15 protein-coding genes and 1 tRNA gene are annotated in these 15,153 nt (G+C 54.3%); 8 read left to right on the forward strand and 8 right to left on the reverse strand.

Going from position 1 to position 15,153, the window contains the following annotated elements; genetic code table 11:
* Positions 1 to 5 precede the first annotated feature (5 nt).
* Positions 6 to 275 (reverse strand): ACT domain-containing protein, encoded by a 270-nt coding sequence (locus ACG98I_RS00380; protein ID WP_394717554.1) that lies wholly within the window; start codon positions 273 to 275, stop codon positions 6 to 8.
* A gap of 159 nt (positions 276 to 434) precedes the next feature.
* On the opposite strand from ACG98I_RS00380, the gene ACG98I_RS00385 reads away from it, so the two are divergent.
* Positions 435 to 1,112 (forward strand): NAD(P)-binding oxidoreductase, encoded by a 678-nt coding sequence (locus ACG98I_RS00385; protein ID WP_394717555.1) that lies wholly within the window; start codon positions 435 to 437, stop codon positions 1,110 to 1,112.
* 134 nt (positions 1,113 to 1,246) lie between these two features.
* Here the strand turns inward: ACG98I_RS00385 and ACG98I_RS00390 are convergent, their stop codons facing one another.
* Positions 1,247 to 1,810 (reverse strand): TetR/AcrR family transcriptional regulator, encoded by a 564-nt coding sequence (locus ACG98I_RS00390; protein ID WP_394717556.1) that lies wholly within the window; start codon positions 1,808 to 1,810, stop codon positions 1,247 to 1,249.
* Positions 1,811 to 1,998: 188 nt separating this feature from the next.
* Positions 1,999 to 4,815 (reverse strand): aconitate hydratase, encoded by a 2,817-nt coding sequence (can, locus tag ACG98I_RS00395; RefSeq protein WP_394717557.1) that lies wholly within the window; start codon positions 4,813 to 4,815, stop codon positions 1,999 to 2,001.
* 344 nt (positions 4,816 to 5,159) lie between these two features.
* Here can and ACG98I_RS00400 point away from each other — a divergent pair, with 344 nt between their 5' ends.
* The 4 genes from ACG98I_RS00400 to ACG98I_RS00415 all read left to right on the forward strand — a co-directional run bounded on the left by ACG98I_RS00400 (position 5,160) and on the right by ACG98I_RS00415 (position 9,405).
* Complete coding sequence (locus ACG98I_RS00400; protein ID WP_394717558.1) at positions 5,160 to 5,639, forward strand: DUF6676 family protein; 480 nt, start codon at positions 5,160 to 5,162, stop codon at positions 5,637 to 5,639.
* A gap of 359 nt (positions 5,640 to 5,998) precedes the next feature.
* A complete protein-coding gene (locus tag ACG98I_RS00405; protein ID WP_394717559.1) occupies positions 5,999 to 6,154 on the forward strand; it encodes a hypothetical protein in 156 nt (51 codons plus the stop codon).
* 171 nt (positions 6,155 to 6,325) lie between these two features.
* Positions 6,326 to 8,236, forward strand: a complete 1,911-nt coding sequence (locus ACG98I_RS00410) for a DIP1281 family NlpC/P60 protein (RefSeq protein WP_394717560.1) — start codon at positions 6,326 to 6,328, stop codon at positions 8,234 to 8,236.
* 77 nt (positions 8,237 to 8,313) lie between these two features.
* On the forward strand, positions 8,314 to 9,405 hold the full coding sequence (locus ACG98I_RS00415; protein WP_394717561.1) for a ferrochelatase: 1,092 nt from the start codon (positions 8,314 to 8,316) through the stop codon (positions 9,403 to 9,405).
* Here ACG98I_RS00415 and ACG98I_RS00420 read toward each other — a convergent pair.
* On the reverse strand, positions 9,402 to 10,181 hold the full coding sequence (locus ACG98I_RS00420; protein WP_394717562.1) for a hypothetical protein: 780 nt from the start codon (positions 10,179 to 10,181) through the stop codon (positions 9,402 to 9,404). The two genes, ACG98I_RS00415 and ACG98I_RS00420, sit on opposite strands and share 4 nt — an antisense overlap.
* A gap of 47 nt (positions 10,182 to 10,228) precedes the next feature.
* On the opposite strand from ACG98I_RS00420, the gene ACG98I_RS00425 reads away from it, so the two are divergent.
* The gene (locus ACG98I_RS00425) at positions 10,229 to 11,080 is read left to right on the forward strand and encodes a DUF3097 domain-containing protein (RefSeq protein ID WP_394717563.1); all 852 of its coding nucleotides are present in this window, start codon (positions 10,229 to 10,231) and stop codon (positions 11,078 to 11,080) included.
* 24 nt (positions 11,081 to 11,104) lie between these two features.
* Here ACG98I_RS00425 and ACG98I_RS00430 read toward each other — a convergent pair whose 3' ends face one another.
* The 3 genes from ACG98I_RS00430 to ACG98I_RS00440 form a co-directional block, all read right to left on the reverse strand.
* Positions 11,105 to 11,698 (reverse strand): MarR family transcriptional regulator, encoded by a 594-nt coding sequence (locus tag ACG98I_RS00430; protein WP_394717564.1) that lies wholly within the window; start codon positions 11,696 to 11,698, stop codon positions 11,105 to 11,107.
* Between the two features lie 5 nt (positions 11,699 to 11,703).
* Positions 11,704 to 12,444, reverse strand: a complete 741-nt coding sequence (locus ACG98I_RS00435; protein ID WP_394717565.1) for a TVP38/TMEM64 family protein — start codon at positions 12,442 to 12,444, stop codon at positions 11,704 to 11,706.
* Between the two features lie 102 nt (positions 12,445 to 12,546).
* Positions 12,547 to 12,632 (reverse strand) — tRNA-Leu (locus ACG98I_RS00440).
* A 275-nt stretch (positions 12,633 to 12,907) separates the two neighbouring features.
* Here ACG98I_RS00440 and ACG98I_RS00445 point away from each other — a divergent pair.
* Both ACG98I_RS00445 and ACG98I_RS00450 read left to right on the forward strand, forming a co-directional pair.
* The gene (locus ACG98I_RS00445; RefSeq protein WP_394717566.1) at positions 12,908 to 13,444 is read left to right on the forward strand and encodes a YbhB/YbcL family Raf kinase inhibitor-like protein; all 537 of its coding nucleotides are present in this window, start codon (positions 12,908 to 12,910) and stop codon (positions 13,442 to 13,444) included.
* A gap of 24 nt (positions 13,445 to 13,468) precedes the next feature.
* Entirely contained in the window at positions 13,469 to 13,885 is a 417-nt protein-coding gene (locus ACG98I_RS00450) for a hypothetical protein (protein ID WP_394717567.1), read from the forward strand.
* A gap of 91 nt (positions 13,886 to 13,976) precedes the next feature.
* Here ACG98I_RS00450 and ACG98I_RS00455 read toward each other — a convergent pair whose 3' ends face one another.
* Positions 13,977 to 15,119 carry a quinone-dependent dihydroorotate dehydrogenase gene (locus tag ACG98I_RS00455; RefSeq protein WP_394717568.1) on the reverse strand — a complete coding sequence of 381 codons (1,143 nt, stop codon included), beginning with the start codon at positions 15,117 to 15,119 and terminating at the stop codon, positions 13,977 to 13,979.
* Positions 15,120 to 15,153: the final 34 nt, after the last annotated feature.

The raw sequence follows: 15,153 nt of genomic DNA on the forward strand, positions 1-15,153 counted from the left end.
CTCCCTTAAATTTCGTTCATAGCGGTAAACAGGTCTTCCGACTGGATACGGATAACCTGTTTCGTCTTTTCCGCCACTGGCTTCATGTACTCCTGAATCTGTTGGATAGATACCTCAGAGTCAAGGATTTCTACACGCAGGATCATGGTGAAGTATCCTGACATCAACGTCTGGGAGACATCAACGATGTTGACGTTGAGTTCAGCGAGGGCAGTGGTTACTTGGGCAATGATGCCGGTGCTATCTGCACCGGTGACAGTCATGATGGCAATCATGGACTACATACTAGCGAGCGCCTTTAGCACAGTGTTCACTGGCTCTCCCGCAAATGCAGAAAAGCTGTAGAGAGCCAGAAATTTATTCCCAATTTCCCGATCGCTTGTAGCAAAGCTTAAGCGGTGGGAATGTTGGCCGGGCGTGGTTAGAGTGGGGTCATGACTGATTCAAAGAAGGTTCTGTACATCGGTGGTCATGGCAAGATTGGTTTGCTGACCACCCCGAAGCTCATTGAAGGCGGCCATGAGGTTCACTCTCTAGTCCGCAACCCCGACTATAAAGCTAAATTGGAAGGCCTCGGTGCAACGCCAGTTATCGCCGACATTACTGAACTGACAGCGCAGGATTGGGCAAAGCTTGCCGAGGGCTTCGATTACGTCGTTTGGGGTGCCGGTAACGGTGGCCGCGGCGGAGCCGAGCTGACTTTCGCCGTTGACCAAGACGGCGCCATCGCCGCTGTTGAGGGTCTAGAGTCCCTAGGCGATAAGGCACCTCGTCTCATCATGATTTCCTACATGGGTGCAACCCAGAATGAAGTCGAGAATGACGGTGGCTCTTGGTACGCATACGTTGAGTCAAAGAAGAATGCTGATAACCGCATTAACTCCAGCTCCCTGGACTCGATTATCTTAGGTCCTGGCGTGCTAACTGATGATGCAGGTGAAGGTATCCGTATTGTCGAACCTGGCGCCGGCAAGGATGGCGACGGTGAATCCCCACGTGACCTGGTGGCTAATGTCATTGCTGAAATCATCAACAAGGACGAGGTTCCACCACACGCACCACTCGAGTTCTTCTCTGGCGACAGGCCACTGGCTGCCATCTGGGAGAAGTAATCCCTTCAGGCCCAACAAGGCTTGAACTGAATGCATAACAAGAGGCTGAGCACCATCCCACACTGGGGACGGGCTCAGCCCTTGCTCATTTATTGTTCATTGTCGACTACACCTGCGCCTTGACCATCTCAAGGCTAAGACGCAGTACGGATTGAGTGCTCCACAATGTTGAGGGCATTTTCGAGTTCATGAGTATCGCCTTGGACAAGACGCGAGATGAAACCGTCCATGAAGGTTTGCAGATAAACCATCAAGGTATTAAGCGTGAGGTCATCGCGCACGCGGCCTTCTTCCGCCTTGGAACGCAAACGCATGCGCATGGCTTCATCCAAGATGGACTGCTGATCCTTCCACCGTGCACGAAATGACGGATCAGTGCGCACGAGAGAGACAACTTCTAGCCGGGTAGCCAACCAGTCATGGCGCTCCGGATGCCGCAACATCTCGCGCATCACTTCGACCAGGCCATTATTGGCAACCACTTCAGCTTGACGTAGCGTGTCTTCCTTGGCGAGTGCCAGAAAGAGCGATTCCTTATCACCAAAGTGGTGAAAGATGGCACCGCGTGACTTGCCGGTGGCTTCCTCTAACAGACGAACTGTCGCTCCCTCATAACCATGTTCCGCAAAGCACTTACGGGCACCGACCAATATTTCGTGGCGACGGCGCTGGAGCTCTTCATCACTAATGATAGGCATGATTCAGCCTGCTCCTTTGAGTACTAAATTTACGGATAAGGGAAATGAAAAGCTAAACGCGGGGTCACGACCTCATGATCGTGGCCCCGCGCAAAAGCCTTAGGTCGTGGCTAGCAACTCAAAATGAATTACTAGCCAACACGCCGAAAGCTTAACGGTGACTGCAAAGAACCAGTCAGAGTTGAGCTTTAGGACTTGACCATCTGGCGCAGAACGTACTGCAGGATGCCGCCGTGGCGGAAGTAGTCAGCCTCACCTGGGGTGTCAATGCGGACGGTTGCGTCGAACTCAACCTTGTCGCCGGACTCCTTGGTTGCGGTGACCTTCAGGGTCTTAGGAGTGGTGCCGTTGTTCAGCTCTTCCAGACCAGCGATGTCGAAGGTCTCGGTGCCGTCAAGGCCCAGGGACTCGTGAGACTCGCCCTGTGGGAACTGCAGTGGAACGACGCCCATACCGATGAGGTTGGAGCGGTGAATACGCTCGAAGGACTCAACGATAACTGCCTTAACACCGAGCAGGTTGGTGCCCTTTGCAGCCCAGTCACGGGAAGAACCGGAGCCGTATTCCTTACCACCGAGGACAACCAGCGGGATGCCAGCTTCCTGGTAGTTCACAGAAGCATCGTAGATGAATGCCTGTGGGCCACCCTCCTGGGTGAAGTCACGGGTGTAGCCACCGGTGACGTCAACCAGCTGGTTAGCCAGACGGATGTTAGCGAAGGTACCGCGAACCATGACCTCGTGGTTACCACGACGAGAACCCAAGGAGTTGTAGTCAACGCGCTCAACGCCGTGCTCATCCAGGTACTGAGCAGCTGGGGTACCAGGCTTAATAGCGGATGCAGGGGAGATGTGGTCGGTGGTGACGGAGTCGCCCAACTTCACCAGAACGCGTGCGCCCTTGATGTCTTCTACTGGAGCTGGCTCAGCTTCCATGCCGTCGAAGTAAGGAGCCTTGCGGATGTAGGTGGAGTCCTCATCCCACTTGAAGGTCTCGCCCTCTGGAACCTCCAGGTTGCGCCATGCTTCGTCGCCCTTGAATACGTCAGCGTAGTCAGACTCGTACATTTCGCGGGAGATAGCTTCCTGGATGGTAGCTTCGATCTCCTCGGTGGATGGCCAGATGTCCTTCAAGAAGACGTCATTGCCGTCCTTATCCTGGCCCAGGGCATCGTTCTCGAAGTCGAAGTCCATGGTGCCGGCGATAGCGTAAGCGATAACCATAATTGGGGAAGCCAGGTAGTTCATCTTCACGTCAGGGGAGATGCGGCCTTCGAAGTTACGGTTACCGGACAGAACTGCGGTTGCAGCCAAGTCGTGCTCGTTGATGGCATCGGAGATCTCATCTGGCAGTGGGCCAGAGTTACCGATACAAGAGGTACAACCGAAGCCGGAGAGGTAGAAGCCCATTGCTTCCAGATCCTTCCACAGGTCTGCGCGACGGAAGTATCCGTCAACAACCTGGGAACCTGGTGCACAAATGGTCTTAACCCATGGCTTGGATTCCAGACCCAGCTCTGCTGCCTTACGGGCAATCAGGCCAGCGCCAATCATGACGGATGGGTTGGAAGTGTTAGTACAGGAGGTGATGGATGCAATTGCAACCATGCCGTGGTCCAGGGTGTACTCGCCACCGTTAGGGGACTCAACGATAACTGGGTTGGACTGACGGCCCAGAGCTCCAGCAGCAGCGGACTCGCCGTTGCCCTTGCGGGAGTAGTTGAGACCACCGGTTACGTCGTCGCCATCTTCGATAGCGCCAGACTCGGAGGTCATACGCTTTGCAGCGTAGGAGGACTCATCAACGAAGACCTCGTCGGTGGTGTAGTTGCCAAGATCCTTACGGAACTGTTCCTTTGCCTCGGACTGCAGGATACGGTCCTGTGGGCGCTTAGGGCCAGCGATGGATGGAACAACGGTGGACAGGTCCAGCTCGAGGTACTCGGAGTAAGCAGCTTCCTCAGCGTCCTGCTCCAGCCACATGGTCTGTGCCTTAGAGTAAGCCTCAACGCGATCGATCTGCTCCTGTGGGCGACCGGTCAACTCGAGGTACTTGATGGTCTCTTCGTCGATTGGGAAGATCGCAGCGGTGGAACCGAACTCAGGGGACATGTTGCCGATGGTTGCGCGGTTAGCCAGAGGAATGGACTTAACGCCATTGCCGTAGAACTCTACGAACTTCTGAACTACGCCGTGCTCACGCAGCATCTGAGTAATGGTCAGAACCACGTCGGTTGCGGTAACGCCAGCAGGAATGTCGCCGGTCAGCTTGAAGCCAACAACCTTAGGGATAAGCATGGAGACCGGCTGGCCAAGCATTGCTGCCTCAGCCTCGATGCCGCCAACGCCCCAGCCCAGGATGCCCAGGCCGTTTTCCATGGTGGTGTGGGAGTCGGTACCGATACAGGTATCTGGGTATGCCAGACCGTCGTTGTCGAAGACAACGCGGGACAGGTACTCGATGTTTACCTGGTGAACAATACCGGTTCCTGGAGGAACAACCTTGAAGTTGGAGAAGTTCTCAGCACCCCAACGCAGGAACTGGTAACGCTCCTCGTTGCGCTGGTACTCAATCTCAACGTTCTTTTCCAGTGCATCAGCAGAGCCGAATGCCTCAGTAATAACAGAGTGGTCAATAACCATCTCAGCTGGGTTCAGTGGGTTCACCTGATCTGGGGTACCGCCCAGAGCAGAGACAGCCTCACGCATGGTTGCGAGGTCAACCACACAAGGAACACCGGTGAAGTCCTGCATCAGAACACGTGCTGGAGTGAACTGAATTTCGGTCTCAGGCTCAGCCTGTGGGTCCCAGTTTGCCAGTGCGTTGATGTGGTCTTCGGTAACGTTCTTGCCGTCTTCGGTACGCAGCAGGTTTTCGGCCAATACCTTAAGAGAGTAAGGCAGCTTCTCCAGGCCCTTTACTGCGGTAATGTCGTAGTAAGTGTATTCCTTGCCGTTAACGTCAAGAGTCTTCTTGGCGTCAAAGGAGTTCAAGCTTTCAGTCACAGGGAGCTCCAATCCTTGTAGATTTTGAACTAAATATTCGGTTTTCCTCGCCACCGTTGTCTTCAATCCGCTTGAGTCATGGGGTTCAAAGTCAAACCTGAATGAAGCGAACATGTGGTTCACCCATCCATGGTAGCGAGGTATCTAGTCGAACGCCCACGATTGTAACAGAACGCTTGTACTGTTACCAGTCGTTTGACATTTTCGGCGCGTCATCTCGGAATGAGTTCCCAGGATTCGCTAGAAATAGTGTCGAAACTAAAATTAGGTGCCCTATAAGTAGGGGTTCACCCATGCCGCAAATATGGCCCAGCATTTTCCATCCAGACAAGGGGGAGTAGACCGTGATTCCTGAGGGAACAGATATTCCGAACCTTGCCGAACAGCTGAGTGAAGATGGAGTCGCGTTCTCCAATCTCGAACTTGCCAATGATCCAAGTGTTCAATCCTCGATTGAATCGGCGCTACAGGAGTCTCACGGGATTGCGGTGGTGGACGTTTATCCGCATAGGTTGGCCGACTCGCGCGATATTGCCCAAGAGCTTCAGGATGCCACTGGGCTGGACACCGTCATCGTTCAAACCACGCGCAATGTTTCGGCAGTCAGTGACACCTATTCTCGAGCCGCCATCGAGTCGGCTCAGACCACCATCCCGCAAGGGATTGATCAAGTTACACTCCTTGACCAGTTTTATTCCAGTGTGGATCCGTTCGGTGCGCCGTGGCCATTGATCATCGTCGGTCTCGTCATATTTGTTACCGCTGCCGCCTTTGTCGCCTATCGTGCGACGGCCAAAAATCACGACACCCATGTAAGTCGGTAAAGTTTAAAGCCTAGACACGCCAACCTTAGCGCCCGGGATATCTCGGGCGCCGTGTTCGTTTTGCACACTCTCACCAGTGTAAACTCCCAGACTTTAATCTGCAGTGCTATATAACATGCACTATCTGTGCTTAAGGCTTACAAAACGCTGCCATTAATACAACTGTGACGAAACTTACATTGGTTACGTTTTGATTACAGAAGTGCTGGTTATCAACCTCTGTTAAGTCATGTTGCGTTACTTGACAGATGTGTTTCTTGTGAAAGCAGATGCGAAGGGGTGGGTATGTGTCGTATGGTTCAAACATCGACTCGCGAGTTGGATTTAGTTAATTCGAGTCACGTTTCGACACTTGATTGTTGACCATTTCTATTTCAGACGCAGCACGGGCATGTGGGGAAGCACGCCAGGCGCTGGCACCAGAATTGGGCAACATTTTTGTTGTCGTGGAGCGCGATAAGAAGAGGCGGATGAAGATTCGCGGAGACGGTATTTTCTATTCGCTTTTTATTTGAGCACCCATCACCTGATGGCAGGAGTGGGTCTTTATTCAGGGTGCGTAGGGTTAGAGATTTCTTCCGATCCTCAAATCCCTAAAGGCAGGCTGAATGAGGGCCCTCGGGCATTCCTATGCCTTGGTCGGCTAGACCAACCTGTCTTTTGGTGGTGGTGTGAGGAGTTCATCCGTGGCCACCACTTCGTCTAAACGCTCGTACCGCGTGCGATCAGCCTTCGCGGCTATCGCTTGTACACTCAGCGTTTCTCTGATTTCAACAACGACCCCCGCGGTCGCCCAAGAAAATACATCCGTCGTTGACAAGCTCCAAGATGTTCTTGACGGCAACCTTTCAATTGCTTCTCTCGCCGGGGCAATTGCTGATGCCCAAGAAGAAATCTCCCGACTGGAGGGAGAACTAGGCGAGTACCGTGAACGCGCCAACCAGGCATTGGTTGACTTGCAAGATGCACGCAACCTTTCTGAGCAAGCCCGACGGGGCACACTCGCTGCGCGCAGCGATCTTGATGACGCCCAGGTTGAGGTTGAAGGTGCGCAGGAGAAGCTGGACGAGATTTCTCGTTCTGCTTACCGTCGCGCCAATACCTCGGAGTCTGTCACTAATGCTGCCGGCGGCGACGCGCGCGAGGATATGCTTGCCCGCCAAAGCTACTTGCGAACCCAAGCCGATAAGCAGCAGGAGACCGTCACTGAGCTAGAGCGCGTTCGTACTGAGAAGTCCAATAAGGAATCTCAGCTGCGTAAGGCAGAACGCCTTGCCGCCGAGCGCGAAGCTAATGCCGTTGGGGCAGAGGAAGAAGCGCGCGACGTACTGCAGGAAAACGAGACCCGTATCGGAGATATTTCTTCCGAAAGGGACGAGCTTTTGGCACTGCAGGAAGAAGCTGAAGCAGCACTGTCGTCTGCGCGCGGAGAAGAACCAGCGCCAGCAGATGAAGCGAGCGAGGAATCCTCGGACGCTCCGGTCGACGAGTCCACCTCAGAGCAAACGACAACGGAGTCCGCCGCCGACTCCACGTCCACAGAGAATACTGCTGGGGGCTCAACTACCGCGGCTGCGACGACCGAGGAACCTACCAGCGAGGAATCCACGACCGAAGCACCTGAGTCGAATGAGGATCCTTCTACGGAGACCTCATCTGAATCAACGGCCAACTATTCTGCACCACCCGCAAATGCGCTGGTAGGGGCCGGTCCAACTAATTCGGATCCGTCTGCAACCCAGGCCCAAACCGATGCGGCCGAAACAACTGATGCTTCTTCCCAGGCATCAAGTGCTGCAGAGAGCCAGGAAGCTGGAGACCAAAATGCTGCAGCCACTGAGGATGCACAAGGCGATGCATCCGGAAGCAGCAATATCGATGCAGAGCAGGCTGCACAATTAGCTGGAGTGGCTGTCAGCGCAGCTGCAGCGATCGTCGCGGCATCACAGCCGTCACATTCCCTGGAATCTGGTGAAAGTGACGTTGATGCCGATCAGGCTCAGGCTTCTTCGGAAGCAGCAATTTCGGGTAGCAGCGCACTCTTCCCACAACAAGGCCCAGTTGAAGAGACCGAGGGCGAAGATCTCGCCGACGATCTCGATGGTGTGCTGGAAGAATTGCCAACTGCAGATGATGTTCAGGAAGAAGCATCGAAGGAGTTGGGCGATTCTTCACGTGACGCACAGATTGAAACGGTAATCGCACGTGCAGAGTCTCAGATCGGTGTCCCATATGCATGGGGCGGCGGTGACGCGAATGGCCCAACCAAGGGCATCCGCGACGGCGGTGTCGCTGACTCCCACGGCGACTACAACAAGGTCGGCTTTGACTGCTCCGGACTCACCCTGTATGCCTTTGCAGGCGTCGGTATTTCCCTTCCTCACTTCACCGGCTACCAGTACAACCAGGGCACCCGAGTTAGTCCACAAGAGATGGAGCGCGGCGACCTGATTTTCTACGGTCCAAGCGGCAATCACCACGTGGCTATCTACTTAGGTGATGGAATGATGATCGAGGCTCCACAGTCCGGACAGACTGTCACAAAGGCTCCAGTTCGTTGGTCCGGAATGTCTGATTATGCAGTTCGTCTCATTTAAATTCGTTCATCAGGGGATGTGCTCGACCTAACTCACGTTGGTTCTGGATATCCAACTTTAGTTGGTATTATTTCGGTATGACCGAATCATCCCACAACCCCCGTGATTATGATGCCCTCCTCGTTCTTTCTTTCGGTGGCCCGGAGAAGAATGAGGAGGTCGTTCCTTTTCTAGAGAATGTGACTCGTGGACGCGGCATTCCCCGTGAGCGTCTGGTCGAAGTCGGAGAGCACTATTTCCATTTCGGTGGAAAGAGCCCACTCAATGACCTCAACCGAGAAATCATTGAGCATATTGAGAAGGAGCTAAGCGCACGCGACACCGATCTTCCTGTCTACTTTGGCAACCGCAACTGGCATCCTTTCGCCGAAGATGCGGCGGAGCAGATGGTGAAAGACGGCGTGCGCAACGCACTCGTCTTCGCCACCTCCGCATGGGGCGGCTACTCTGCGTGTCGCCAATATGACGAAGACATCCTGCGCATTCGCAAGCACTTGGCAGACAAGGGCCTGGAGAACATCGACTTTGTTAAGCTGCGCCAGTTCTACTCGCACCCAGCATTCATTGCTGAGAATGCTAAGGCCCTGAAGGAAGCCATTGCCGCGGTTGATGAGGATAAGCGAGACAACATGCGTGTCTTGTTTACTGCGCACTCAATTCCGCTTGCACATGATGAAGTCGGTGGCGGTGAGGGAGATAAGAACCTGTACTCCCGTCAGGTAGCAGAAGCATCTCGTTTGGTTGCAGAAGCTGCTGGTGTCGAAGAATATGACTTGGTCTGGCAGTCCCGTTCCGGCGATCCGCGCACTCCGTGGCTTGAACCTGACATCGTTGACCATACGGAGCAGATCCATGCCGAAGAAAACGTACAGGCGATTACGGTGTGCGCCATCGGCTTCATCTCTGACCACATGGAAGTCATCTGGGACTTGGACTCTGAGCTGAAAGATGCAGCCGATAAATTGGGCATTCAAGTTTCGCGTGCTTACACGGTCGGCCCGACCGATTCTTTCTCTTCAATGATCGTGGACTTGGTGGAGGAGCACACTAAGGGCCGCACGGCAGAAGCGCTTGGTGAGGTCGCAACCCAGGGTTGCACGACCAACGGTGAGCCTTGTGCAGTTGGCTGTTGCGACATTTGGTCAAACCGAAAGAAGAAGACAGCTTAGCGAGCAAAATCCATCAGCGCGTAGTCGACTCCGGCGATGCGCGCTGCACGGACGTGACGCCACAGTCGAAATAGCTGTGGGTCCAAGCTATGGTCGCCGATTCTTTCAGTCACTGTCTCAATGATTGCGGCGACCGTATCAGCGCGCGCGAAAAGCTTCGCTGAACGGGCTGGAACACTTGACGGCAAGCCCGGTGTGTCATAAAAGTCTGCCAAACTCCCTACCGTTAAACGCGGGTTAGGGAGTTTGTCTGTTTTATAGCCCATCGATTCAATAAGCGCGGCTGACTCATTAGTAGCTTCGCTTAATAGGGCATCCGCATCACCAGGACTCAGCCAGGCCGAAGGTGGCATGGGCTTATCCTCTCGGTAAAGGCTCCAATCTGTACCGCGCTCGACTTTCTGCGAAACTAGCACCAAATGCTCGCCAGAATTGGTCCGCACAACTAGGGCGCCCTGTCCACTCTGTGCTGCTGCCTGAGCTGACTCACTACCTGCTGGCAGAGCTGGCGGATCGCCCGGGCCGCACAGAACCAATCGAAGAATTGGACCTTGAGAACTATCTACTTCAGAGGTTTCAGCGCGAATCATGCTGAAAGCATCAATGAAAGGCCGGGTCTTGCTGACTTCGTCAGGGGTAGAGACTAGACGTTGCGCGCCGCCGAGGGCGGTAAGCGCCGAAAGGGCATCATCGGCAGGCTCGTGCCCATAAAGCCACGCACCCAACCACACGGCCGTATTTTGTAGAGGTGACCAGACCTGTTCGCGCATATCCATGGCGAGCCAGTCTAGATCACTATGGATGTGACGATAAAATATGCGGCATGAGTTTTTCTTCCCGTGATCCTTATTCAGGCGATATTCTTGGTGGCCATTCACGAAGCAAGCCCGTGGAGTATCCGACGGTTCCCGCTAAACCAGGCATGGTGGTAGAAGTATTCGGCGATGACTTCGTTGGTGCGGTCATGGGCGTGGATAAGACAGTCTATGGTGACGTTATCCGCCTAGAGGACCGCTATGGCAAAGAACGGGTCTTTAATCTCATCAAGGGCGGATTTTTGCTCGAAGGCAAACGGGTTTCTCTGACTCGCTATGTGGCGCCACGTCAGACGGAGCGCAAATCAAATTCTGGTTCGCGGCGAGTGGAGAATCTTGAAGCGAAGGTGGCCGCTCCTTCACGCATCTGGGTCGAGGGTATTCACGATGCCGCTATCGTCGAAAAAGTCTGGGGCCATGACCTTCGTGTTGAAGGCGTAGTAGTGGAGTACCTCGAAGGTCTGGATAACCTCGAAGAAAAGCTGGCGGAATTTCGCCCAGAAAAGGACCGCCGCGTTGGGGTGCTCGCCGACCACTTAGTCAAGGGTTCTAAAGAGACTCGAATGACCGAGACGGTCGGGGAGCACGTGCTAGTCACGGGCCATCCATTCATCGATATTTGGGCAGCGGTGAAGCCTCAAGCCGTTGGGATTAAAGCCTGGCCCGAAGTGCCATATGGCGAAGACTGGAAAACCGGCGTATGTAATCGCCTGGGTTGGTCCGACCCGAAGGAAGGGTGGCACCGTGTGTACAGCGCAGTCAACAGCTTTCGCGACCTGGACTCCACATTGATTGGGGCAGTGGAGCGCCTAGTTGACTTCGTTACCACGCCAGAGCTGTCCAAGCACGATCTGATGTAGAGGAATTTAGCAACGCTAAAATCACTACCCAACGGAATTGGCGGTAGCAATTAGGTTGACCGCCAATTGCCAGCCTGCACCCTCCGCAGCCCAGCCCGCAGCTTGGAGACGCTGGGACATTGCCTGCTTAGAGATGCCGAGCTCCTCAGCGGCTTCGTTCTGATTCAGTCCCGAGCGAACCAATGACGTGGCCTCGCGGCCCTCCGTGGTGCGCTTGGACAGGACAAAGCTAAGCAGAGCGAATGCTGAAACGATATTTGCGGCATCGGTCTTCGCCTTATTCTTCGATGCTAAGGAACCAGTTCCAGAAGCGATGACTGGCTCAACGGTGGCATAGACCTGCCCAGGGCGGGCGGAGCTCTTTAATCCATTCGTCGCAGCCTGCTTGGCATCCTTAGTGGAAACGCCAATGGAGATGGCCCAGGAGCCATCGGCTAGCAATGCCATAACAACCTCGCACACTGCGGTGGCGGTCTCTACTTCGGCGCAGATATCTTCAACGCCGAGGAAATCGAATTCACCGACGCCCTCCAGCGTAGATAGGGCGACGGCTGATTGTTCAACTAATTCTGCGCGGCGAGTAGCGCGGCCGCGGTAACGGGCGTGGACAGCTAACATACAAACTAGTCTACTGTCTTGCCTTGACTATCTTGGGCAACTGGCATCCGCGAGTCGAGTACTAATCCGGCAATTCCAATCAGCGCGCACACCAGCATTGCCACAATGATGCCGGGATGGGTTTTACCAGTGAGTAAGTCTCCGAAGAATACGCCGATGACCGTCGTGGGGATGGAGCCAAGTGCGGTAGCGATGGCGAATTGGCCAACCGGAATGGCCGTCAATGCGGCGGCGTAATTAAGTAATGAGAAGGGGACTCCCGCAACCAAACGCAACGATGCGATAGCCAGCCAGCCACGGCGCTCCAGACGGGCGTTAATGCCGGCTACGGCTGGGTGCTGAAGTCTGGGCTTCATCCATTCGCCGAGCATGCTGCGTACGACCAGCAAAGCGATGATGGCTGACACCGTCAGTGCTGTGAGCGCGATGATAAGTCCTGTCCCTGGTCCAAATAGGACGCCCGCGGCGACGGTCCACAGTGTGCGTGGAAGGGGAAAGAGGGTGAGCACCACATATGCAGCCCAGAAAGCAATGATGAACCAGGACCCGGCCGATTCTGCCCACGTCCGCAATTCTTCGATACCTGGTAGGTCTACAAAGAAGACGAACACAATGAGGCCGATGACCCCAACGAGGGCTGCAAGCTTGCGTGGGATGCTCCACTGTTTAATCGCAGCCCATGCATCCGTGCACAATCGGCCGACGAAGTGCGCGAAGCTTTTTAACCAGGAAACGAGTGAAGACACAAGGAGTAATAGTATCTGTCATGCCAGCGAGGAAGAATTCGGCTAGGCAAAGCAGAACTCCGAAACCTTTAATGAAATAAAAGTTTCGGAGTAAAAATTTTGTGCCCGGAGGGGGACTTGAACCCCCACGTCCGTTAATAGGACACTAGCACCTCAAGCTAGCGCGTCTGCCATTCCGCCACCCGGGCTGGGTGTTTTAACGAGGCATACTGCTCCGTTAGGCACGCGTTAACTCTAGCGGGAAACAACACAAGGTGACAAATCGCCAGCTTAATAGCCATAAAATCGGTTCCCCTAAGAACCTTTTCAACAGAAAAACACATTGGTGTGAGTTAACTTCATGGTTTGGTCGGCGCACAGCACATGGGAGCAGGCATCAGGGGATAGAAGGGCCTGGACTAATGGTGAATAGAGATGCATGAAGCCGCGGCAAAAGTTTGTGACGTCAGGTACAAATGGATCTATGACTACGTACAACGAACCACGGTTCCCAGGACCAGATCCTTATGAGCCACTGGGCAACCCACCAACCTTTGTTTTAGCTTCCACCGATTTTATCGATGGAGATGAGCTGGAAGAGAAGTTCCGCGCACCATCCAATATTTCTCCACAGCTGGAGTGGTCGAACTTGCCGGAGGGCACCAAGTCTTTGGCAGTAACCCTCTATGATCCAGACGCCCCGACTGGCGCAGGTTTCTGGCACTGGGCAGCGTTCAACATCCCAGCCGATGTGCGTGAGCTACCACAGGGCGCTGGCTCCCAAGCAGACCTGGGTATTGAAGGTGTCATCTCCTTGAAGCATGATGGTGGTCAACGTGAGTACTACGGTGCAGCACCTCCAGCAGGTCACGCACCGCACCGCTACCTCTTTGCCGTTCACGCGCTCGATGTAGAGACCCTGGACATTGATCCTGATGCGACGCCAACGGTGCTGGGCTTTAATCTCTACTTCCACACCCTTGGTCGCGCTATTTTGTGGGGTTGGTACGAGCAAAAGTAGCCCGACAAGTTAATCTAACTATCTATGGCTAAGAATTCCCCCAATTCCCCTCAGCGCTCCGATGACAGCCCAGGCGTCACCATTCCAATTCAGGTACGCGTGGGTGGTGCATTTATGGCACTTGCAATCGTGCTTTTCCTGCTTGCTTTGGTTGCCGTATTCACTGAGGGCTGGGGGGAGCCTTTCGCATGGACCCCAATCCGCGTTGCCATTGTCATTGCGGCACTTTTGGTTGGTGGATTCGCCACAGTCCGCAGAGACCAGAAAGCTAGCGTCACGCAAGTGGTTGCGCTATTGGTTGCTGTCCTCTTAATCTTTGGCAGCCGCTTTCTACCGCAGGAAGTGTATCTGGTTCAGCACCAGTCCTTCCTGATTCTCTACGGTGGCGCAGCGGTACTGTGCTCGCTGATTCTCCGCCGCTCCGTCATGCCCAAGGCATAGCTCCTTTTTTGGCTTTGATAGCGCAAAGACTAAGGCTCTTTACCTGATTTCTCAGGTAAAGAGCCTTTTGTGTGGTTGCTCAACGTAGATTCTAAACGTTCTTCCACTGCAGGTTGGAGCCAATGGCTTCAGTGATGTTGTTGAGGCCGTGGGCACGGATTTGAGCGGCGATTCCCTTGTGAATATCGCGGATCCAGTCCGGGCCACCATAGATAAGTCCGGTGTAGCCCTGCAGGAGGGCAGCACCATTAACTATGCGCTCCCATGCTTGTTCCGGGGTGGTGATACCGCCGACGGAAATCAGGACAAGTTTGTCACCAACGCGCGCGTACAAACGCTGGAGAACCTCCAGGGATCGAGCGGCAACGGGCGCACCTGAAATTCCACCAGCACCCAATTCGCGAACAAATTGGTCATCAGAATTAAGACCCTCGCGGGAGATGGTGGTGTTGGTGGCAACGATGCCGGCCAGACCAAGTTCCACCGCCAGATCTGCAACTGCATCAACATCTTCATCGGACAGGTCTGGGGCGATTTTCACCAGCACTGGCACAGATGTGGATTCCTGCACGGCCTGCAGGATTGGGCGCAGTGATTCAACAGCCTGGAGATCACGTAAGCCTGGGGTATTAGGGGAGGAGACATTGACCACGAGGAAATTCGCCAGATCGCCCAAGAGCGAGGCAGAACGGCGGTAATCATCCACGGCTTCTTCAGCTGGCGTTAGCTTCGTTTTGCCAATGTTGATGCCAATGACGCTATCGGTTTTACGCTTATGCAGATTCTTAGCTGCCTCAGCAGCACCGGCATTATTAAAGCCCATGCGGTTAAGGATCGCTTTGTCCTGCGGCAGACGGAACAGGCGTGGCTGTTCATTACCCGGTTGACCTTGAGCGGTCACGGTGCCAAGCTCGGCATAACCGAAGCCCACTGCGGACCAAGAATCCGCAGCAGCAGCGTTCTTATCAAAGCCCGCAGCCAACCCTAATGGGCATGGAAAATGCACGCCGAAGACATCCTGGGCAAGGACTGGGTCATTGACCGGAAGAATCGCACCTAGTGCCTTATACGCAGGGGAAAATTTATTGATTCCGCCCATGAGCTGATTAGCCAGAATGTGAATCCGTTCCGGATCAATCTTGAACATGCCTTTGAGCGCAACGTCATATGCGCCTTGGCGCGCCGTATTGGCGAGGCGTCCTGCTGTGGAGCCGAGCTTATTAATAAAGTTCATAGTAGCTATTAAAACCTTTCTGGCTCGGGTCAAG

Origin of the sequence: Corynebacterium sp. L4757, from assembly GCF_043673995.1 — a bacterium.
Lineage (GTDB): Bacteria > Actinomycetota > Actinomycetes > Mycobacteriales > Mycobacteriaceae > Corynebacterium.